20 protein-coding genes are annotated in these 19,490 nt (G+C 64.8%); 15 read left to right on the plus strand and 5 right to left on the minus strand.

Annotated features, from left to right (window positions below):
* Positions 1 to 19 precede the first annotated feature (19 nt).
* Genes mscL through GPL20_RS15330 form a run of 3 tightly spaced genes read left to right on the plus strand, consistent with a single transcriptional unit; the run spans position 20 to position 1,554 of the window.
* Complete coding sequence (gene mscL, locus GPL20_RS15320; protein ID WP_157330463.1) at positions 20 to 436, plus strand: large conductance mechanosensitive channel protein MscL; 417 nt, start codon at positions 20 to 22, stop codon at positions 434 to 436.
* A 59-nt stretch (positions 437 to 495) separates the two neighbouring features.
* A complete protein-coding gene (smpB, locus tag GPL20_RS15325; RefSeq protein ID WP_024341117.1) occupies positions 496 to 969 on the plus strand; it encodes an SsrA-binding protein SmpB in 474 nt (157 codons plus the stop codon).
* 3 nt (positions 970 to 972) lie between these two features.
* Positions 973 to 1,554, plus strand: coding sequence for a peroxiredoxin (locus GPL20_RS15330; RefSeq protein WP_157330305.1), 582 nt, complete (start codon positions 973 to 975; stop codon positions 1,552 to 1,554).
* A gap of 22 nt (positions 1,555 to 1,576) precedes the next feature.
* Here the strand turns inward: GPL20_RS15330 and GPL20_RS15335 are convergent, their stop codons facing one another.
* Together GPL20_RS15335 and GPL20_RS15340 are read right to left on the minus strand one after the other, a co-directional pair.
* The gene (locus GPL20_RS15335) at positions 1,577 to 2,251 is read right to left on the minus strand and encodes a uracil-DNA glycosylase (protein WP_157330306.1); all 675 of its coding nucleotides are present in this window, start codon (positions 2,249 to 2,251) and stop codon (positions 1,577 to 1,579) included.
* The gene (locus tag GPL20_RS15340) at positions 2,232 to 2,876 is read right to left on the minus strand and encodes a LabA-like NYN domain-containing protein (RefSeq protein WP_092193220.1); all 645 of its coding nucleotides are present in this window, start codon (positions 2,874 to 2,876) and stop codon (positions 2,232 to 2,234) included. Before GPL20_RS15340 ends, GPL20_RS15335 begins: the two co-directional genes overlap by 20 nt.
* Positions 2,877 to 3,209: 333 nt before the next feature.
* Here GPL20_RS15340 and rpoZ point away from each other — a divergent pair, with 333 nt between their 5' ends.
* From rpoZ to GPL20_RS15400, 12 genes are all read left to right on the plus strand, one after another.
* Complete coding sequence (rpoZ, locus tag GPL20_RS15345; RefSeq protein WP_027522935.1) at positions 3,210 to 3,602, plus strand: DNA-directed RNA polymerase subunit omega; 393 nt, start codon at positions 3,210 to 3,212, stop codon at positions 3,600 to 3,602.
* Between the two features lie 208 nt (positions 3,603 to 3,810).
* Entirely contained in the window at positions 3,811 to 6,096 is a 2,286-nt protein-coding gene (locus GPL20_RS15350) for a RelA/SpoT family protein (RefSeq protein WP_157330307.1), read from the plus strand.
* A gap of 45 nt (positions 6,097 to 6,141) precedes the next feature.
* Positions 6,142 to 6,894: a pyridoxine 5'-phosphate synthase gene (locus GPL20_RS15355; RefSeq protein ID WP_157330308.1), complete on the plus strand. Its 753-nt coding sequence runs from the start codon at positions 6,142 to 6,144 to the stop codon at positions 6,892 to 6,894.
* Positions 6,891 to 7,310, plus strand: coding sequence for a holo-ACP synthase (gene acpS, locus GPL20_RS15360; RefSeq protein ID WP_157330309.1), 420 nt, complete (start codon positions 6,891 to 6,893; stop codon positions 7,308 to 7,310). Before GPL20_RS15355 ends, acpS begins: the two co-directional genes overlap by 4 nt.
* A 249-nt stretch (positions 7,311 to 7,559) precedes the next feature.
* Positions 7,560 to 8,324: a signal peptidase I gene (gene lepB, locus GPL20_RS15365; protein ID WP_157330310.1), complete on the plus strand. Its 765-nt coding sequence runs from the start codon at positions 7,560 to 7,562 to the stop codon at positions 8,322 to 8,324.
* Entirely contained in the window at positions 8,321 to 9,157 is an 837-nt protein-coding gene (gene rnc / locus GPL20_RS15370; RefSeq protein ID WP_157330311.1) for a ribonuclease III, read from the plus strand. Before lepB ends, rnc begins: the two co-directional genes overlap by 4 nt.
* On the plus strand, positions 9,147 to 10,073 hold the full coding sequence (era, locus tag GPL20_RS15375) for a GTPase Era (protein ID WP_157330312.1): 927 nt from the start codon (positions 9,147 to 9,149) through the stop codon (positions 10,071 to 10,073). The genes rnc and era overlap by 11 nt, the downstream gene beginning before the upstream one ends.
* A 21-nt stretch (positions 10,074 to 10,094) precedes the next feature.
* Complete coding sequence (locus GPL20_RS15380) at positions 10,095 to 10,475, plus strand: hypothetical protein (RefSeq protein WP_157330313.1); 381 nt, start codon at positions 10,095 to 10,097, stop codon at positions 10,473 to 10,475.
* 391 nt (positions 10,476 to 10,866) lie between these two features.
* Positions 10,867 to 11,619 (plus strand): DNA repair protein RecO, encoded by a 753-nt coding sequence (gene recO / locus GPL20_RS15385; protein ID WP_157330314.1) that lies wholly within the window; start codon positions 10,867 to 10,869, stop codon positions 11,617 to 11,619.
* Between the two features lie 100 nt (positions 11,620 to 11,719).
* Positions 11,720 to 12,007, plus strand: coding sequence for a hypothetical protein (locus GPL20_RS15390; protein ID WP_157330315.1), 288 nt, complete (start codon positions 11,720 to 11,722; stop codon positions 12,005 to 12,007).
* A gap of 61 nt (positions 12,008 to 12,068) precedes the next feature.
* Positions 12,069 to 14,327: a DNA topoisomerase IV subunit A gene (gene parC, locus GPL20_RS15395; RefSeq protein WP_157330316.1), complete on the plus strand. Its 2,259-nt coding sequence runs from the start codon at positions 12,069 to 12,071 to the stop codon at positions 14,325 to 14,327.
* 336 nt (positions 14,328 to 14,663) lie between these two features.
* Complete coding sequence (locus GPL20_RS15400; protein WP_157330317.1) at positions 14,664 to 16,208, plus strand: GMC family oxidoreductase; 1,545 nt, start codon at positions 14,664 to 14,666, stop codon at positions 16,206 to 16,208.
* A 551-nt stretch (positions 16,209 to 16,759) separates the two neighbouring features.
* Here GPL20_RS15400 and GPL20_RS39565 read toward each other — a convergent pair.
* The 3 genes from GPL20_RS39565 to GPL20_RS15415 all read right to left on the minus strand — a co-directional run bounded on the left by GPL20_RS39565 (position 16,760) and on the right by GPL20_RS15415 (position 19,450).
* On the minus strand, positions 16,760 to 17,068 hold the full coding sequence (locus tag GPL20_RS39565; protein ID WP_246250553.1) for a hypothetical protein: 309 nt from the start codon (positions 17,066 to 17,068) through the stop codon (positions 16,760 to 16,762).
* Between the two features lie 178 nt (positions 17,069 to 17,246).
* Entirely contained in the window at positions 17,247 to 18,632 is a 1,386-nt protein-coding gene (chrA, locus tag GPL20_RS15410; protein ID WP_157330318.1) for a chromate efflux transporter, read from the minus strand.
* The gene (locus tag GPL20_RS15415) at positions 18,632 to 19,450 is read right to left on the minus strand and encodes a chromate resistance protein ChrB domain-containing protein (RefSeq protein ID WP_157330319.1); all 819 of its coding nucleotides are present in this window, start codon (positions 19,448 to 19,450) and stop codon (positions 18,632 to 18,634) included. The genes chrA and GPL20_RS15415 overlap by 1 nt, the downstream gene beginning before the upstream one ends.
* Positions 19,451 to 19,490 lie beyond the last annotated feature (40 nt).

The following is a 19,490-nucleotide window of genomic DNA, read 5'->3' on the forward strand; positions in this document are numbered from 1 at the left end:
CGAGGAAAGGGGCACACGGATGCTCAAGGAGTTCCGCGAGTTCGCCATGAAGGGCAATGTCGTCGATCTCGCGGTCGGCGTCATCATCGGTGCGGCGTTCGGTGCCATCGTCAACTCGCTGGTCGGCGACGTGATCATGCCGATTATCGGCGCCGTCACCGGCGGGCTCGACTTCTCGAACTACTTCACCCCCTTGTCGAAGGCGGTCACCGCCACCAACTTAGCCGATGCGAAAAAGCAAGGCGCCGTACTTGCTTGGGGCAGCTTCCTCACGCTGACGATCAACTTCCTCATCATCGCCTTCGTGTTGTTCCTGGCGATCCGCGCCATCAACACCTTGAAGCGCAAGGAGGAGGCGGCACCTGCCGCTCCGCCGAAGCCGTCCGCCGAGGTCGAGCTGCTGACCGAGATCCGCGATCTCCTCAAGAAGTCTTGACGCGCGCGCTTCATCCGAACTGTTAGAATCCGTGCGCATCTTGATCAGGTTTGTTTGCGATGGCCGATAAGAACGAACGTCCGATCAAGGTCATGGCGGAAAATCGCAAGGCCCGCTTCAACTACGCGATCGAGGATACGATCGAGGCGGGCATTGCGCTGACCGGGACCGAGGTCAAGTCGATCCGCAACGGCAAGAGCACCATCGCGGAATCCTACGCCGACTCCAAGAACGGCGAGATCTGGCTGATCAACGCCACCATTCCCGAATATCTCCAGGGCAATCGCTTCAATCACGAGCCCAAGCGGCCGCGAAAGCTGCTGCTCCACCGTCGGCAGATCAACAAGCTGATGGGCGCGGTCGACCGCGAGGGCATGACGCTGATCCCGCTCAAGCTTTACTTCAACGAGCGTGGCCGGGCCAAATTGCAGCTCGCGGTTGCGAAGGGCAAGAAGCTGCACGACAAGCGCGAGTCCGAGAAGAAGCGCGACTGGAGCCGGGAGAAGGGTCGCCTGATGCGGGCGAGGGGATAGGGAATGACTCAGAGAAATCTGCTCGAGGTCGATTGGAGCCAGATTCCCGTGCCCACCGACGACGGCGATGCCGCGCATCTCAAGGGCAGGACACTGCCTCCAATCGGCCTGCGCGCGACCGACGACACGTCAGTCACGCTGTCGGCGCTGCCCGGTCGCACCGTCGTTTTCGCCTATCCGCGCACCGGCGAGCCCGGCAAGATCGCGCTGGTCGATGACTGGGACATGATCCCGGGCGCGCGCGGCTGCACGCCGCAGACTTGCGCGTTCCGCGATCTGTTCGCCGAGCTGAAGGCTGCCGGCGCCGCCCATGTGTTCGGCCTCTCGACCCAGAGCAACGAATACCAGACCGAGATGGCCTCGCGCCTGCATCTGCCGTTTCCGGTGCTCTCGGACGAGAAGCTGGCGCTCACCCGCGCCCTCGATTTGCCGACCATGGAGGTCGCGGGCCTGACCCTGATCAAACGGCTTGCGCTGATCATCGATGACGCCAGAGTCACACATGTGTTCTATCCGGTGTTTCCGCCGGACCGGAACGCCGGCGACGTCCTGGACTGGCTGAAGGCCAATCCAGCCAAGAGCTAAGTCCGAGGCCTAAGTCCGCGGGCTAATCAAGGTCGGCCTTCACCTTCGCGAACACGGACCGGAACATGTCCGGCGTCAGTACGCCCGTGTTCGTGTTGTAGCGCGAGCAGTGATAGCTGTCGTAGAGCTTGAGCCGGCCGGCCTGATGCACCGCGCCATGGCCGAACGGGGCTTGTGAGCCCTTCAGATTGAGCGGCTTGAGCACGCTATCGTGCGCAATCCGCCCGAGCGCGACGATCGCGCGCAGGTTCGGCATCGTCGCAAGGTTCGCCGCGAGAAACTGGCGACAGGTGGTGATCTCGACCGGCAGCGGCTTGTTCTGCGGCGGCACGCAATGCACCGCATTGGCGATCCGGCAGCCGACCAGCTTCAGCCCATCGTCGGGGCGCGCCTGATAGCTGCCCTTGGCAAAGCCGTATTCGAGCAGCGTGGCGTAGAGCAGGTCGCCGGCATAGTCGCCGGTGAACGGCCGCCCGGTGCGGTTGGCGCCCTGCATCCCCGGCGCGAGACCGACGATCAGGAGGCGCGCCTTGAGGTCGCCGAAGGGCGCAACCGGCGCATTGTGCCACAATGGCTCGCGCACGCGGTTGGCCTCGCGAAAGGCAACCAGGCGCGGGCAGAGCGGGCAGTCACGGTCGGGAACGAGGGGGGAAGGCTGGCGACTTGACCGGACCGCCTCACTCCTCGAAGTCGTCATCGCCCCTCGGCGCCATCGTGGTCGCGCGCTGGAGGAATTGCGGGGCGTGGTGGCGCGCCTCGCGATCACCGCGGTCGCGCGGGGCAGGGCGTTCGGACGGGTCGCGGCCGAGCTTGGATTGCAGCTCGACGAGGTCGGTGAAGACGTCGGCCTGGCGGCGCAGCTCGTCGGCGATCATCGGCGGCTGGCTGGCGATGGTGGAGACCACGGTGACCCGCACGCCGCGGCGCTGGACGGCCTCGACCAGGGAGCGGAAGTCGCCGTCACCCGAGAACAGCACCATCTGGTCGATATGCTCGGCGAGCTCCATGGCGTCCACCGCGAGCTCGATGTCCATGTTGCCCTTGACCTTGCGGCGGCCGGAGGCGTCGATGAATTCCTTGGTCGCCTTGGTGACGACGGTGTAGCCGTTGTAGTCCAGCCAGTCGATCAGCGGGCGGATCGAGGAATATTCCTGATCCTCGATGATGGCAGTGTAGTAGAACGCCCGAAGCAGCGTCCCGCGGCTCTGAAACTCCTTCAGCAGGCGCTTGTAGTCGATGTCGAAGCCCAGAGTTTTCGCCGTCGCGTAGAGATTGGCCCCGTCGATGAAGAGCGCGATCTTGTTGGTAGGAGAAGGTGACATTCAGTTTGCTCGCGTAGTGCTCGTGATTGATCGTTTATTGTTGGCGCGGCGGCTGCAAGCCGCGCAGTCGTCCTAAGGTGGCCGCCGAAGCCCGTCGAAACCGCAAATCCGGAGAAGTCGGGGCAATCAAGGTATAGTTATGGCGGACTTGCAAAGACCCGGCGCCACCCCCGATGGCAGCCCGGGAAACCGCCCATCCCAGCCCCAATGTGGGGGTAGCAGAGCCGTTTGGCGAGGCCAAATCACAAATTGGTCTTGCGAAACCGCCCCGGCCCCTATAACTAGCCCCGATCATCCACATATTTCGTCCCACCCACAACGGAGCGACAGTCCATGGCTCGCGTCACCGTAGAAGATTGTATCGACAAGGTCGACAACCGGTTTGACCTGGTCCTGCTGGCCGCCCACCGCGCCCGCATGATTTCGTCCGGCTCACAACTAACGGTTGACCGAGATAACGACAAGAACCCTGTTGTGTCTTTGCGCGAAATTGCTGACCAGACCATTTCGCCGGAGGACCTCCGCGAGGAGCTGGTGCACTCGCTCCAGAAGTTCGTCGAGGTCGACGAGCCCGAGCCCGACACGGTGCCGCTGATCGGTTCCGCTGGCGCGAGCGTCGATGCCGACGATACCGAAGTCGCCGTCGAGCGCATGACCGAAGAGGAGCTCCTGAAGGGTCTCGAAGGCCTCGCGCCACCCGAGGAGCAGCCCGAGGAAGACGAGTAGATCGTCCCGTCGCAATCGTCGACTTCTTGTGATCTTATCAAAGGCCCGAACCCGTGTTCGGGCCTTTGCTTTTGTTGGCGTTTTCGTGGTTACCATAGCGTTGTCGGTTCGCGTGCGCCCTGTCACTGAATTGATCGGACGCGCCCGGGATCGGAGTTAAGATGTATGCAACGGGCCGCCTCTGGGTCCGTTTTGAAGGCAGGACGGCATGGTGTATCGGCGCCGGAGATCATTGCAGATGCAGGCCGCAACCGAATCGGTTGCCGTGGCCCCGACTGCGCCGCTGGCTCGCCCGACGAAGCCGCGCGCGCGCATGATGCGTCAATATGACCTCGTCGAGCGCGTCAGATCCTACAATCCGAACACCAACGAAGACCTGCTGAACCGCGCCTATGTCTATGCCATGAAGGCGCATGGCTCGCAGACCCGCGCCTCGGGCGATCCGTATTTCTCGCACCCGCTCGAAGTGGCGGCGATTCTCACCGATCTGAAGCTCGACGACGCGACCATCGTGGCCGCGCTGCTCCACGACACGATCGAGGACACTGAGGCGACGCGGGCCGAGATCGACCAGATCTTCGGGCCCGAGATCGGCGCGCTGGTCGAGGGCCTGACCAAGCTGAAGCGGCTGGAGCTGGTGTCGCGCGAGGCCAAGCAGGCCGAGAACCTGCGCAAATTGTTGCTGGCTATTGCCGACGACGTCCGCGTGCTTCTGGTCAAGCTCGCCGACCGCCTGCACAACATGCGCACGCTGGAATTCGTGCCGACGGAATCGCGACGGCGCATTGCCGAGGAGACGCTCGACATCTATGCGCCGCTGGCGGGGCGCATGGGCATGCAGGAAATGCGCGAGGAGCTGGAGGACCTGTCCTTCCGCACGCTCGATCCCGAGGCCTATTCGGTGGTGATGCAGCGGCTCGATGCGCTCGCCGAACGCAACCGCAATCTGATCGGCGAGATCGAGGCCCAGCTGTCCAACAATCTGCGCCACCGGGGCCTGGGGGCGCGGGTCTATGGCCGCCGCAAGAAGCCGTTCTCGATCTGGACCAAGATGGAGCGCAAGTCGATCGGCTTCGAGCAACTGTCCGACATCTTCGGCTTTCGCCTCGTCGTCAACGACATCGAGGCCTGCTATCGCGCGCTCGGCATCGTCCACACCACCTGGCCGGTCGTGCCGGGGCGCTTCAAGGACTACATCTCGACGCCGAAACAGAACGACTACCGCTCGATCCACACCACGGTGATCGGTCCGGGCAACCAGCGCGTCGAGCTCCAGATCCGCACCGAGGCGATGGACCAGATCGCCGAGCGCGGTATCGCCGCGCACGTCTTCTACAAGGAAGGCGTGGGCTCGCCGACCGAATATCTCAAGCGCGAGTCCAACGCGTTCGCCTGGCTGCGCCACACCATCGGCATCCTCTCGGAGAGCGCCAATCCCGAGGAATTCCTCGAGCACACCAAGCTCGAGCTGTTCCACGACCAGGTGTTCTGCTTCACCCCGAAGGGCAAGCTGATCGCGCTGCCGCGCCATGCCAACGTGATCGACTTCGCCTATGCCGTGCACACCGACGTCGGCAATAGCGCGGTCGGCTGCAAGATCAACGGCAAGTTCGCGCCGCTGTCATCGGAGCTCCAGAACGGCGACGAGGTCGAGGTGCTGACCTCGGAAGCCCAATCGGCGCCGCCGTCGGCCTGGGAAACGCTCGCGATCACCGGCAAGGCGCGCGCCGCGATCCGCCGCGCCACGCGCACCGCCGTGCGCGATCAATATGTCGGCCTCGGCCGGCGCATCGTCGAGCGACTGTTCGAGCGCGCCAAGATCGAATATGCCGACGACAAGCTCAAGGGCGCGCTGCCGCGGCTGGCGCGGACCTCGATCGAGGATGTCATGGCGGCGGTCGGGCGCGGCGAGATCAAGGCGTCCCACGTCGCGCGCGCGATGTATCCCGACTACAAGGAGGAGCGCATCGCGCGTTACGGCGTCAAGAAGGGGCTTGCCGCCAAGCTGAAGGAGAAATCGTCGGAGCCGCCGCGCAGCCCGGTCGCGATCCCGATCCGCGGCATCAATTCCGACCTGCCGGTGAAGTTCGCGCCGAACGGCGGCGCGGTGCCCGGCGACCGCATCGTCGGCATCGTCACGCCGGGCGAGGGCATCACGATCTACCCGATCCAGGCGCCGGCGCTGAAGGATTTCGAGGAGGAGCCGGAGCGCTGGCTCGACGTGCGCTGGGACATCGAGGACTCCGCGCCGCAGCGCTTCCCGGCCCGCATCAAGGTCGAGAACGTCAACGAACCTGGCGCGCTGGCGCAGATCGCGACGGTGATCGCCGAGCACGACGGCAACATCGACAACATCAGTATGCAGCGCCGCTCGCCGGACTTCACGGAGACGACGATCGATCTCGAAGTCTACGATCTGAAACATTTGAGCGCGATCCTCGCCCAGTTGCGCGCCAAGGCAGTCGTCGCCCGCGTCGAACGTGTTAATGGATAGACGCATCTCGCATGCGTCTGTTCCTCTGATCCCGTGAGTCCTGAAATGCCCGCAACTCCGCTCCGCCTTGGCGTCAATGTCGACCATGTCGCGACCCTGCGTAACGCGCGCGGCGGCCGCAATCCGGATCCGGTGCGCGCCGCGCTGATGGCGATCGAGGCGGGCGCCGACGGCATCACCGCTCACTTGCGCGAGGACCGCCGGCACATCCGCGACGAGGACATGGCGCGGCTGAAGGCGGAGATCTCCAGGCCGCTCAATTTCGAGATGGCGGCGACCGACGACATGATGCGGATCTCGCTCGCCACCAGGCCGCACGCGGTGTGCCTGGTGCCGGAGCGGCGCCAGGAAGTGACGACCGAAGGCGGTCTCGACGTTGTCGGCCAGCACAATGCGCTTGCGCCCTACATCGCGCGGCTGAACGATGCCGGCATCCGCGTCTCGCTGTTCATCGCCGCCGATCCCGCCCAGATCGAGATGGCGGCACAGCTGCGTGCCCCCGTGATCGAGATCCACACCGGCGCCTGGTGCGACGCCGTCGTCGACGGTCATGCTGACAAGGCTGAGGCCGAATGGCAGCGGATCGTGGCAGGGGCAAAGCTCGCGAAGGACGCGGGGCTGGAGGTTCATGCCGGACACGGGCTGGACTACGCGACGGCGGAGAAGATCGCAGGCCTGCCGGAGATCATGGAGCTCAACATCGGCTACTACATGATCGGCGAGGCGCTGTTCGTGGGGCTGGCCGAGACCGTGCGCAGCATGCGCGCGGCGATGGACCGCGGCCGGAGCCGGGCATGATCATCGGCATCGGCTCCGACCTGATCGACATCACCCGCGTCGGCAAGGTGATCGAGCGCCATGGCGAGCGCTTTCTCGACCGCATCTTTACCGCGGCCGAGCGGGCCAAGGCGGAGCGGCGCGCCAAGAGCGAGAGGATGGTGGTGGCGACCTACGCCAAGCGCTTTGCCGCCAAGGAGGCCTGCTCCAAGGCGCTCGGCACCGGCATAAGGCACGGCGTCTGGTGGCGTGACATGGGCGTGGTCAACCTGCCGGGGGGGCGGCCGACCATGCACCTGACCGGTGGCGCCCTGGCCCGGCTTCAGGCCCTGACGCCGGAAGGGTTCGAGGCGCGGATTGATGTTTCGATCACCGACGACTGGCCGCTCGCGCAGGCCTTCGTCATCATTTCCGCCGTCCCGCTGGCGAAGCCCTGACGAGATCCGGTCGATTTTATAATTCACATTGAAATTCAATGGCTTATTCAGTTTTGATGCGATCCTTGATTGCGTGGCCTCCGACAACCGTCTAAAAGTCCGCCGACGCAAATCAGCTTGGGTGAATTCGGCTTTACGCCGGAATTGGCCCTCACTATCAGAATCAGGACAATCTCCTTGGGCCGCGAACCGGTGGGCTGTTCGCGGGAGGAGGGCGCTCTGTGACCGCCGGCCGGAATTGAGAGAGCAATGAGCGTGACTTCGGGAACGAAAACTGAGAGCGGCGTCGGCGAAACGATCCGGGTCGTGATCCACGCTCTCCTGATCGCGCTGGTGATCCGCACGTTCCTGTTCCAGCCCTTCAATATCCCGTCCGGCTCGATGAAGGCGACGCTGCTGGTCGGCGACTATCTGTTCGTCTCGAAATATTCCTACGGCTACAGCCACTACTCGATCCCGTTCTCGCCGCCGCTGTTCTCGGGCCGGATCTGGGGCTCGGACCCGAACCGCGGCGACATCGTCGTGTTTCGCCTGCCCAAGGACGACTCCACCGACTACATCAAGCGCGTGATCGGCCTTCCCGGCGACCGCATCCAGATGCGGGACGGGCTGCTCTACATCAACGACACGCCGGTCGAGCGGCAGCGCATGAGCGAATATGTCGGCGAGGATCCCTGCGGCTCCGAGGGCGGCGGCATCTCCCGGGTGAAGCGCTGGAAGGAGACGCTGCCGAACGGCGTGTCCTATGAGACGCTGGACTGCGCCGACAACGGCTACATGGACAACACCAACGTCTACAACGTGCCGCCCGGCCACTTCTTCATGATGGGCGACAACCGCGACAACTCCACCGACAGCCGCTTCCTCGGCCAGGTCGGCTATGTGCCGAAGGAGAATCTAATCGGCCGCGCCCAGATGATCTTCTTCTCCATCGCCGAAGGCGAGCATGCCTGGATGTTCTGGCGCTGGCCGTGGGCGGTGCGCTGGAATCGTTTCTTTAAAATCGTCCGATGAAAGACGAAGCCAAGGACATCCCGATCCAACCGACCGAGGCGCAAGCGGGCCCCGACGGCGAAGCTGCGACCAAGACAGTTGCGACCAAGACGCCTGCAAAGAAGAAGCGGGCGCGGAGCAGCAAGGCCAAGGGCTCGGATGCCAATGCGGCGCTCGAGGCGCGCATCGGCCACAGCTTCACTGACCCGAACCTCCTGATGCAGGCGATCACCCATGTCTCGGCGCTGAAGTCCGGGCGCAAGCGCGGCGACAGCTATCAGCGGCTGGAGTTCCTCGGCGACCACGTGCTGGGCCTCGTCGTCTCCGACATGCTCTATCATGCCTTCCCGAATGCCGATGAGGGCGAGCTGTCCAAGCGCCTTGCCGAGCTCGTCCGCAAGGAGAGCTGCGCCGACGTCGCCAAATCGCTTGGTCTGCTCGAGGACATCAAGCTCGGCTCGGTCGGCCCCAGCGCCGATGCCCGCCTGCGCAAGAGCGTGTTAGGGGACATCTGCGAGGCCGTGATCGGCGCCATCTTCCTCGACGGCGGCCACGCGGCGGCGGCCGAGTTCGTCAAGCGCAACTGGACCGAGCGCATGCACAAGCCGCGGCGTCCGCTGCGCGATCCCAAGACCGTGCTCCAGGAATGGGCGCAGGGGAAGGGACTGCCGACGCCGGTCTATCGCGAGGTCGAGCGCACCGGCCCGCATCACGATCCCCAGTTCCGTGTCGCGGTGGACCTGCCTGGGCTCGCCCCGGCCGAAGGCATCGGCGGCAGTAAGCGCGCGGCCGAGAAGGTGGCGGCCTCAGTCATGATCGAACGCGAAGGCGTTGGCGGCGGCAATGACGGCTGAAACAAGCGGCGAGGCGCCTGCCGCAACGCGCTGCGGCTTCGTTGCGCTGATCGGCGCGCCGAACGTCGGCAAGTCCACACTGGTCAACGCGCTGGTCGGCGCCAAGGTCACGATCGTCTCGCGCAAGGTGCAGACCACGCGCGCGCTGATCCGCGGCATCGTGATCCAGAACAACGCGCAAGTGATCCTGGTCGACACGCCCGGCATCTTCCTGCCCAAGCGCCGGCTCGACCGCGCCATGGTCTCGACCGCCTGGAGCGGGGCGCATGATGCCGATCTCGTCTGCGTGTTGCTCGACGCCAAGACGGGGATCGACGAGGAGGCCGAGGCGATCCTCGCCAAGGCCGCCAGCGTCAATCACGACAAGATCTTGGTCATCAACAAGGTCGATCTGGTCCAGCGCGAGAAGCTGCTGGCGCTGGCGCAGGCCGCCAACGAGCGCATGACGTTCGCGAAGACCTTCATGATCGCGGCGATCTCGGGCGACGGCGTGGACGACATCCGCACGACGCTGGCCGAGATGGTGCCGCCGGGGCCGTTCCTCTATCCCGAGGACCAGATGTCGGACGCGCCGATGCGGCAGCTCGCCGCCGAGATCACGCGCGAGAAGATCTATCAGAAGCTGCACCAGGAATTGCCCTACCAGTCCACGGTCGAGACCGACAAGTGGGAGGAGCGCAAGGACAAGTCGGTGCGGATCGAGCAGACGATCTTTGTCGAGCGCGAAAGCCAGCGCAAGATCGTCCTCGGCAAGGGCGGCGCCACCATCAAGTCGATCGGCGCGGACTCGCGCAAGGAGCTGATGCAGATCCTGGATGTGCCGGTGCATCTGTTCCTGTTCGTCAAGGTGCGCGAGAACTGGGGTGACGATCCCGATCGCTATCGCGAGATGGGCCTGGACTTCCCCAAGGAATAACCAAGAAAAGATCGGTATCCGATGAGCGTGCCCAGCAACGTCCGGCGCTTCGAAGCGCTGCTCTATGCATCGTTGATGCTGGATGCCCTGTCGGTCGCGGTGCAGGATCGCACGCCCAATGCCGAGATGACCGAGCAGATGATCATGACGGCGACGCTGCTCGCCGGCGGCATGATCCTGCTGCTGGTCTATTTCGTCTGGCTCGCCGCGCGCTGGCGCAAGAACTGGCCGCGCTGGGTGCTGGCGGCGGCGCTGGTATTGTCGGTGATCTCGCTCGGCCAGATCATCGGCGAGAAGGGCATGGAGCTCGACAGCGCCATCGAGATCGTTTCCTGCGTGCTGACGACGATGGGGCTGTATTTCTCCTTCACCGGCGACGCCCAGGGCTGGTTCAACGCCTAACGTCATTCCGGGGCGCCTCGCAGAGGCGAACTCTGGTGCGCAATTGCGCACCCGAGAATCTCGAGATTCCCAGGTGCGCAAGGGCGCACCATAGTTCGATGCTTCGCATCGCCCCGGAATGACGGTAGGGCTATCGCATATGGCATTTTGCGTGATTTGAGCGCGCGCCTCGTCCTTCGAGACGACCGCTTCGCGGTCTCCTCAGGATGAGGCTAAGCGGCATCGGCGCTCGTCGAAACTGCTGCCACGCACTCGGTCCTCATCCTGAGGGCCCGCCAACGGCGGGCGTCTCGAAGGATGGCCACAAAGAAATTGGCAGCATATGCGATAGCCCTGGGAATGACGGGGAGAGGCACTGCGCTACTCACTGGAATCCTGTAAGCTTCACCCCATGGAATGGACCGACGAAGGCATCGTGCTGGGCGTGCGGCGGCATGGCGAGAGCAGCGCCATCGTCGAGCTCTTGACCCGCGCGCACGGCCGGCATCTCGGTCTGGTCCGTGGCGGCGCCAGCTCGCGGATGCGGCCGCTTTTGCAGCCGGGGAACAGCGTCAGCGCGGTGTGGCGGGCGCGGCTCGACGAGCATCTCGGCACCTATGCCATCGAAGGCTTGAGGCTGCGCGCGGCGACGCTGCTGGGATCGTCCCACGGCGTCTACGGCGTCACCCATCTGGCCTCGATTGCGCGGCTGCTGCCTGAGCGCGATCCGCATGAGGAGATCTTTGCGCTGCTCGAACATTCGCTCGACGACTTCGACGACATCGGCAGCGCCGCCGTGCACCTGATCCACTTCGAGCTGGCGATGCTCGCCGAGCTCGGCTTTGGGCTGGCGCTGGAAAATTGCGCGGTGACCGGCGAGACCACGGACCTGGTCTACGTCTCGCCGAAATCCGGCGGCGCGGTGTCGCGCGGCGCGGGCGAGCCGTGGCGCGACCGGCTGTTGCGGCTGCCCCCGTTCCTGCGTCATGGCGAAGCCGCGAGCGAGCTGACCGAGCAGGATCTCCAGGATGGCTTTCGTCTGACCGGCCTGTTCCTGCTGCGCCACGTGCTGGAGCCGCGCGGACAGGGCCATTCCGACGCGCGCGCCGGCTTCATCAACGCCTTGATCCGGCAGCAGGCCAAAGCGGCGCTCCCAGCGCCATGAGCCGATCGCGCCTCTGCCTTGCCCTTCAACATGGAGTTCCCCCGGAACGAAATCGGGCCAGTCGAGTTCGCTCTCAGGTTCCACAATGGGGACAGCCTAAATGTTGATCAGGGGATTTGCGCTGTCGGCGGCGCTGCTTGCGTTTGCGCCGGACGCGATGGCTGGCGACCCGCAACCGGGCGTGTTTCGGCGCGCCTCCTGCACGGTCGTCCGGTACTATGTGGCGAAATATTCCGCTGTCGCCGCAGAGGCATGGGCGAGGTCCCATGGTGCGACCGAGGCCGAAATCGAGGCCGCGCGCCGCTGTGTGACCAACGTGCCGGCGCCTGCCCAAACGCCCGGTCAGGCCAAAAACCAGCCTGTCACCGCCGGCTGGGCTGGGCAGTAGGCCGCCCACAGGGAACCAATCGATCCTTGCCCGATTCGCTTCCACGGTTTAACCGGGCGGCATGGGAAAACGAATCGTTCCGCCGGAAGAACCGGCCGAAATTCACGAGGTGCCGCTGCGTGAAGCGCTGGAAGAGCGCTATCTCGCCTATGCGCTCTCCACCATCATGCACCGTGCGTTGCCGGACGCTCGCGACGGCCTGAAGCCGGTGCACCGGCGCATCCTCTACGGCATGCGCCTGCTCAGGCTCGATCCGGGCACGGCCTTCAAGAAGTCCGCAAAGATCGTCGGCGACGTGATGGGCTCGTTCCATCCGCACGGCGACCAGGCGATCTACGACGCCATGGTCCGCCTCGCGCAGGACTTCTCCTCGCGCTACCCGCTGGTCGACGGCCAGGGCAATTTCGGCAATATCGACGGCGATAACCCGGCCGCCTACCGCTACACCGAAGCGCGCATGACCGACGTCGCGCGGCTTCTGCTTGAGGGTATCGACGAGGATGGCGTCGAGTTCCGCGCCAATTACGACGGCCAGTCGAAGGAACCGGTCGTGCTGCCCGGCGGCTTCCCGAACCTGCTCGCCAACGGCGCGCAGGGCATCGCGGTCGGCATGGCGACCTCGATTCCGCCGCACAATGCCGCCGAGCTCTGCGATGCCGCGCTGCATCTGATCGAGAAGCCCGACGCGAAGTCGAAGGCGCTCTTGAAGTGGGTCAAGGGCCCGGATTTCCCGACCGGCGGCATCATCGTCGATTCCAAGCAGGCCATTGCTGAAGCCTACACCACCGGCCGCGGCTCGTTCCGCGTCCGCGCCAGGTGGTCGCACGAAGAGGGCGCACGTGGCACCTGGGTCGTTGTCGTCACCGAGATTCCCTTTCTGGTGCAGAAGTCGCGCCTGATCGAGAAGGTCGCCGAGCTGCTGGACCAGAAGAAGCTGCCGCTGGTCGGCGACATCAGGGACGAGTCGGCCGAGGACGTCCGCATCGTCATCGAGCCGAAATCGAAGAACGTCGATCCGGCGCTGATGATGGAATCGCTGTTCCGGCTCACTGAGCTCGAAAACAAGATTCCGCTGAATCTGAACGTCCTGATCAAGGGCCGCATCCCCAAGGTGGTGGGGCTCGCGGAGTGCCTGCGCGAATGGCTCGACCATCTGCGCGACGTCCTGATCCGCCGCAGCAATTATCGCAAGGCGCAGATCGAGCACCGGCTGGAAGTCCTCGGCGGCTTCCTGATCGCCTATCTGAACATCGACAAGGTGATCAAGATCATCCGCACCGAGGATGAGCCGAAGCCGGCGTTGATGAAGGCGTTCAAGCTCACCGAGGTACAGGCAGAAGCCATCCTCAACATGCGGCTACGCTCGTTGCGCAAGCTTGAGGAAATGGAGATCCGCACCGAGGACAAGAATCTCCGCGCCGAGCTCAAGGGCATCAATGCGGTGCTCGCTTCCGAAGCCGAGCAATGGAAGAAGGTCGGCGAGCAGGTCGGCAAGGTCCGCGACATGTTCGGACCGAAGACGCCGCTCGGCAAGCGCCGCACCACCTTTGCGGATGCGCCCGAGCATGATCTCGCCGCGATGGAGGAAGCCCTCGTCGAGCGCGAGCCGGTCACGGTCGTCGTCTCCGACAAGGGCTGGATCCGCACCATGAAGGGCCATGTCGAGGATCTCTCGGGCCTTGCCTTCAAGCAGGACGACAAGCTCGGCTTCGCGTTCTTCGCCGAGACCACCTCGAAGCTGTTGCTGTTCGCCACCAACGGCAAGTTCTATTCGCTCGATGTCGCCAAGCTTCCCGGCGGGCGCGGGCACGGCGAGCCGATCCGCCTGTTCATCGACCTCGAGCAGGAGGCTGCGCCCGTCGCGCTGTTCGTCAACAAGGGCGGACGCAAATTCCTGGTCGCAAGCCACGAGGGCCAGGGCTTCGTCGTCAACGAGGACGACTGCGTCGGCACCACCAAGAAGGGCAAGCAGGTCCTCAACGTCGACATGCCGAACGAGGCGCGCGCGATCACCGAGGTGCTCGGCGACACCGTCGCCGTCATCGGCAACAACCGCAAGATGCTGGTGTTCCCGCTCGATCAGGTGCCGGAGATGGCCCGTGGCCGCGGCGTGCGCCTCCAGAAGTACAAGGACGGCGGCCTCTCCGACGTCGCGGTGTTCGACGCCAAGGCGGGCCTGACCTGGAAGGACTCCGCCGGCCGTGAATTCTCGGCGACCATGAAGGAGCTCGCCGAATGGCAGGGCACCCGCGCCGACGCCGGCCGCCTGCCGCCGAAGGGTTTCCCGAAGTCGAACAAGTTCGGCAGGGTGATCGGGTAGGGCCGCTCTCGCCCCAGCACCGCTGTCATGCCCCGCCTTGTGCGCAATTGCGCACTGGGCCGGGGCATCCAGTACGCCGCGGCTCCTCGGTTCGATCTCCGGCGTCACGGAGTACTGGATCGCCCGGTCAAGCCGGGCGATGACAGCGAGGGATGCGTCGCCGTCTCCCCACGGTCATTGCGAGCGCAGCGAAGCAATCCAGAATCTTTTCCGCAGCGGCAGTCTGGATTGCTTCGCTGCGCTCGCAATGACGAGCGGCGAAAGCGCTACTGTGCAAATGACATCCCGCTGATATCATCCGGCCATCCCGGTTCTCGAACGTTGAGAAGTAGCGCGATGTACGATGTCATTGTTGTCGGCGGCGGCTCCGCCGGCGCTGCTGTTGCGGCACGGCTCTCCGAAGATCCAGCACGGCGTGTTCTGCTGCTCGAAGCGGGTCTCGATTGGCGCGCCGATGAGGCGCCCTGGGAGGTGATGACACCGAACCCGATCCCGATCATCCACAAGCGCGAGTATCAGGAGAAGTGGCAGTGGCCGGACCTGCTGACGCGCCGGGTGGCGGGACAGGAGCCGCGCTTCTACTGGCGCGGCAAGGGGCTCGGCGGCTCATCGATGATGAACGGCCAGATCGCCATCCGCGGCGTGGCGGACGCGTTCGACGAATGGGCCGCCAATGGCTGCACCGGCTGGTCGGCCAAAGAGGTGATGCCGCTGTTCTCGGTGATCGAGGACGACTTGGAATTCGGCGACGCCGACGGCCACGGACGCGGCGGACCGCTGCCGGTCTATCGCGCGCCGCCGGAGAAATGGGGGCCGATCGATCGCGGCCTGCGCGATGCGGCGCTGGCGAGCGGCTATCCCTGGTGCGCCGACCTCAACGGCCCCGATGGCGAGGGCGTCGCCTGCTATCCCATCAACAGCCGCAACGGTCGCCGCATCACCACCAACGAGGGTTATCTGGAGCCCGCGCGCGGGCGCGCCAATCTGGAGATCCGCGGCAAGGCGCTGGTCGATCGCGTGCTGATCAGCGACGGCCGGGCGACCGGCCTCCGCGTTCACATCGAGGGCCAGGGCACCCACGAGATCAGCGCACGCCAGATCGTGCTGTGCGCGGGCGCGATCCACAGTCCGGCGATCCTGCTGCGCTCTGGCATTGGGCCTGCCGGTGAGCTGAAGGCGATGGGGATTGCGGTCGAGCGTGACCTGCCGGTCGGCCGGCACTTCTTCGACCACCCGCTGTTTCGCGCCACGATCCAACTCCGCGAAGATCTGCGGCCCATCGATCCCGATACCCGTCACACCAATTGCTGCGTGACCTATTCCTCGGGCCTCGGCGATGGCGGCAAGCGCGACATGATCCTGATCGCCTTCAACCACCGCGGCATCGGCATGCCCGGGGCGATCGGCGCCGGACTGTTCAACGCCTATTCGCGCGGCACGCTGAAGCTGGCCTCGACCGATCCCGCGATCGATCCTGTCGTCGAGGAGAACATGCTGGCTGATCCCCGCGACATGCTGCGCATGATGGATGCGGTGAAGCGGCTCGCAGTGATCACCTCGCAGCCGGCGCTGGCCGGCATCGCCGACTGGATCAGGCTCACCGACACCGATCTGACGCTGCCGCAGGCTGCGGCCTTGCCCGATCACGAGCTCGACGCGTTGCTGCGGCGAGAGACCGGCGACATCCAGCATGCCGCCGGCAGCTGCCGCATGAGTGGCGTCGGCGACGCCGATGGCGTGGTCAATCCCGACGGCACGGTGAAGGGCATCGCGGGCCTGCGCGTCGCCGACGCCTCGATCATGCCGTCGGACTGCCGCGCCAACACCCACTTCACGACGGTGGTGATCGGCGAGGCGATCGCGCGGATGATAATGCGATAGCTTTACGCGTCAAATTCCACGATGACGGTGATGGAGCGCGCTCGCCGTCTCCCCACCGTCATTGCGAGCGCAGCGAAGCAATCCAGAATCTTTCCGCCGGAGGCAGTCTGGATTGCTTCGCTGCGCTCGCAATGACGGAGCAAGCGGCGAGGCCATTGCTCTCCACTTCACATTTCAAATAGCGGACAAGGAAGCGCCTTCTCGCGGCGGATTTCGCCCGAGTTTTGCTCCATCGCGTCGCCCTCACTTATCTACGGCAGCTTCTGAGGGCAAAGCGGAAGTCGGCCCGCATGCCACTATCGATGGCTCATGACTCTAAGCCGACGATTGCGAGCATCCAAATTAGACCGGCGGCTCGAATAGCCAGCGGTTCACCGCTTGATGAAAGTTCAGCGGACCGGGGACAGTCATATGTGTCTTTACGTACTTGAAGCCAGCTCGTTGTAAGGTTCGATTTGGGCCGACATTAAACGCGTTCGGCTCACAGAAGAGCTGTTTGATCTTCAACTTCTGAAAATAGATCTCAACACTGAGGCGAACGCACTGCGTCCCTATCCGCGTTTCCGTTCTGCGGGTTTGGTAACGTGCAGGTGCATGTTTGCTTGCGCGCCAAATACGATCTTGTCGCAGCTTGAGAATCCTATCGGATCACCATCCATCAGCCAGATGAGGAAGAACCCCCTTCGTTCTTCTATTTCAGCGCCGTATAGAGTGTTGAAGATCGTTGCCCAGGCCTCCCTCGAAGGAAGGCGGGTCGGATCGACGCCCAACATCTCAAGATGCTCAGGCGTCGAAGAATGAAAATAGTCGATAACGAGTGGTGTCTCGTCCAGGCGCATTTCTCGGACATCCAGTCCCATTCGTCATCCCCATCGCGCTCGGCGGAGGCCTAAGCCTTGCAATCGAACAATCGGTAAAGACCGTAGCGCAAGGCCGTGGGCGTTGTCGCCAGTCGGCCCAGAGCCGCCATGCCGCCCTGACGGCTTCAACGTGCCTTCCGACCGCAAACCGGACGCGACGACCCTTTGAGGATACGCGCTAGATCACCCCCGCCAGCCGTAGCGCCACGCCCGCCGTGCAGCTGCCCGCCAGCACCGTCAGCATCCCCAGCTTGAAGCGGAAGATCGCGGTCGCCGCTGCGATCGACAGCAGCAGCGCGGGGATGTCGACGCTGGTCGGCACCGGCATGTCGAACGATAGCGGGAAGGCGTGCACCGGAACGGTCTCGCGGAACAGCGTATGCAGCGCGAACCAGATCGAGAGGTTGAGGATCACGCCGACGACGGCGGCCGTGATCGCACTGAGTGCGCCGGCCAGTCCCGTGTTGCCGCGCAGGCGTTCGATGTAGGGGGCGCCGACGAAGATCCAGAGGAAGCAGGGCGTGAAGGTGACCCAGGTCGCGAGCAGTCCGCCGAGCGTCGCCGCGAGCATCGGCGACAGGCCGCTTGGGTCGCGGTAGGCGGCCATGAAGCCCACGAACTGGAGCACCATGATCAGTGGGCCCGGCGTGGTCTCGGCCATGCCGAGGCCATCGAGCATCTCGTGGGGCTTGAGCCAGTGATAGTGCTCGACCGCCTGCTGCGCGACATAGGCCAGCACGGCGTAGGCGCCGCCGAAGGTGACCAGCGCCATCTTCGAGAAGAACAGCGCGATCTGGCTGAACACATTGGCCTGCCCGAACGCCAGAAGCAGCGCGGCCACCGGCACGAGCCAGAGCGCCAGCCACAACGCACCGACGCGGATCGCGCGGGAGGTATCGGGCCGGACGTGATCGGGCACGGCCTCGCCGAGCATGCTGTCGATCGCGGCGCTGCTGTCGCCATGGCCATGCGCGGCCGGCGCGAACTCCGGGCGGCCCTGCCTGGCGCCGACATAGCCGATCAGGCCGGCAGCGATGATGATGATCGGGAAGGGGACGGCAAAGAAGAAGATCGCGACGAAGGCGATCGCCGCGAGCGCTATCATGACGCGGTTCTTCAGCGCGCGCTTGCCGACGCGCACCACGGCCTCGACGACGATGGCGAGCACGGCGGCCTTCAGGCCGAAGAACAGCGCCTCGACGAAGCTGACATTGCCGAAGGCTGCATAGATGTAGCTGAGGCCCATGATGGCGATGATGCCGGGCAGGATGAACAGCCCGCCCGCCATCAGCCCGCCGGCGGTGCGGTGCATCAGCCAGCCGACATAGGTGGCGAGCTGCTGCGCCTCCGGCCCCGGCAGCAGCATGCAATAGTTCAGCGCATGCAGGAAACGGCCTTCAGAGATCCACTTCTTCTCCTCGACCAGGATGCGGTGCATCACCGCGATTTGGCCCGCGGGCCCGCCAAAGCTCAAGGACGCGACACGAGCCCAGACCCGAAACGCCTCGTTGAAGCTGACGCCGTGGCCGGCGTCAGCTCCTGCTTGAACGTTACGGGTATCCATTACGCCTTCACCTTGTTGGTCGGCCAGTTGTGGGTCTCGGCCGTAGCATCGCGGCACCAGCGGTAGAAGGCGTCGTAGAGCAGCATGCCGGCCTCGAGCTGTTCGAGGTCGTCGTCATACATCCGCGACAACCCGAGCGAGGCCGCGAGCAGGCCGGATGCTTCCGGCGCGAGGTCGGGCCGCGCGGTGTCGGCGCCGCGCACCAGCGTCGCGAGGCGGAGCAGGGGCGTCGTCGCGATCCCGAACTCCTCGATCATGACGTCGAAGGTGCAGAGCTCGCCGCGGTGGCTCCAGAACACGTTCTCGATGTCGAAGGGCGCTGCATTGAACCGCTCGCCAACGCCGACCACCTCGGACGGCGCGACGTACAGGAACACCGCGTTCGGGTCGACGAAGCGCCGGATCAGCCAGGGGCAGGCGATGCGGTCGATCTTCGGCCGGGCCCGCGTCACCCAGACGGTGCAGCCCTTGGCGTCGCGCGGCGGCAGCTTGCGCGTATCCAGCAGCGGCAGGTTTGCGGCCTTCCAGCCCTCGAAGCCGCCCTCGAGCGTCTCGGCCTGAACACCAAGCTGGCGGAGCCAGGCCGCCGTGCCCTGCGCGAGCTTTTCGCCGCGAAGGCAGGAGACGACCGCCCGGCGGCCGGCGAAGTCGCGGCCCCAGTCCGTCACCTTGTCGTGGCCGAGCTTGATCGAGCCGGGAATCAGCCGCCGGTCGGCGGCAAAATCCTCCTCGGTGCGCACATCGATCAGGGCAGGCGCGTTCGCGGTGCCGATCAGGCGGGTCAGTTTGTCAGATGATATGGTCGTGAATGTAGACATGATGCGTCCTCGCAAGAACCGAACGGGACGCGATACTTGG

Origin of the sequence: Bradyrhizobium cajani (genome assembly GCF_009759665.1) — a bacterium.
Classification (GTDB): domain Bacteria; phylum Pseudomonadota; class Alphaproteobacteria; order Rhizobiales; family Xanthobacteraceae; genus Bradyrhizobium; species Bradyrhizobium cajani.

Excerpts from the sequence above, each read along its gene's own strand:
- mscL (WP_157330463.1), top strand. The coding sequence starts at position 20 with ATGCTCAAGGAGTTCCGCGAGTTCGCCATGAAGGGCAATGTCGTCGAT.
- GPL20_RS15415 (WP_157330319.1), bottom strand. The coding sequence starts at position 19,450 with ATGTCTACATTCACGACCATATCATCTGACAAACTGACCCGCCTGATC.
- GPL20_RS15380 (WP_157330313.1), top strand. The coding sequence starts at position 10,095 with ATGAGCGTGCCCAGCAACGTCCGGCGCTTCGAAGCGCTGCTCTATGCA.
- GPL20_RS15400 (WP_157330317.1), top strand. The coding sequence starts at position 14,664 with ATGTACGATGTCATTGTTGTCGGCGGCGGCTCCGCCGGCGCTGCTGTT.
- smpB (WP_024341117.1), top strand. The coding sequence starts at position 496 with ATGGCCGATAAGAACGAACGTCCGATCAAGGTCATGGCGGAAAATCGC.
- GPL20_RS15335 (WP_157330306.1), bottom strand. The coding sequence starts at position 2,251 with ATGACGACTTCGAGGAGTGAGGCGGTCCGGTCAAGTCGCCAGCCTTCC.
- GPL20_RS15340 (WP_092193220.1), bottom strand. The coding sequence starts at position 2,876 with ATGTCACCTTCTCCTACCAACAAGATCGCGCTCTTCATCGACGGGGCC.
- rpoZ (WP_027522935.1), top strand. The coding sequence starts at position 3,210 with ATGGCTCGCGTCACCGTAGAAGATTGTATCGACAAGGTCGACAACCGG.
- GPL20_RS39565 (WP_246250553.1), bottom strand. The coding sequence starts at position 17,068 with ATGGGACTGGATGTCCGAGAAATGCGCCTGGACGAGACACCACTCGTT.
- recO (WP_157330314.1), top strand. The coding sequence starts at position 10,867 with ATGGAATGGACCGACGAAGGCATCGTGCTGGGCGTGCGGCGGCATGGC.
- era (WP_157330312.1), top strand. The coding sequence starts at position 9,147 with ATGACGGCTGAAACAAGCGGCGAGGCGCCTGCCGCAACGCGCTGCGGC.
- GPL20_RS15350 (WP_157330307.1), top strand. The coding sequence starts at position 3,811 with ATGGTGTATCGGCGCCGGAGATCATTGCAGATGCAGGCCGCAACCGAA.
- lepB (WP_157330310.1), top strand. The coding sequence starts at position 7,560 with ATGAGCGTGACTTCGGGAACGAAAACTGAGAGCGGCGTCGGCGAAACG.
- rnc (WP_157330311.1), top strand. The coding sequence starts at position 8,321 with ATGAAAGACGAAGCCAAGGACATCCCGATCCAACCGACCGAGGCGCAA.
- GPL20_RS15330 (WP_157330305.1), top strand. The coding sequence starts at position 973 with ATGACTCAGAGAAATCTGCTCGAGGTCGATTGGAGCCAGATTCCCGTG.
- chrA (WP_157330318.1), bottom strand. The coding sequence starts at position 18,632 with ATGGATACCCGTAACGTTCAAGCAGGAGCTGACGCCGGCCACGGCGTC.
- parC (WP_157330316.1), top strand. The coding sequence starts at position 12,069 with ATGGGAAAACGAATCGTTCCGCCGGAAGAACCGGCCGAAATTCACGAG.
- GPL20_RS15390 (WP_157330315.1), top strand. The coding sequence starts at position 11,720 with ATGTTGATCAGGGGATTTGCGCTGTCGGCGGCGCTGCTTGCGTTTGCG.
- acpS (WP_157330309.1), top strand. The coding sequence starts at position 6,891 with ATGATCATCGGCATCGGCTCCGACCTGATCGACATCACCCGCGTCGGC.
- GPL20_RS15355 (WP_157330308.1), top strand. The coding sequence starts at position 6,142 with ATGCCCGCAACTCCGCTCCGCCTTGGCGTCAATGTCGACCATGTCGCG.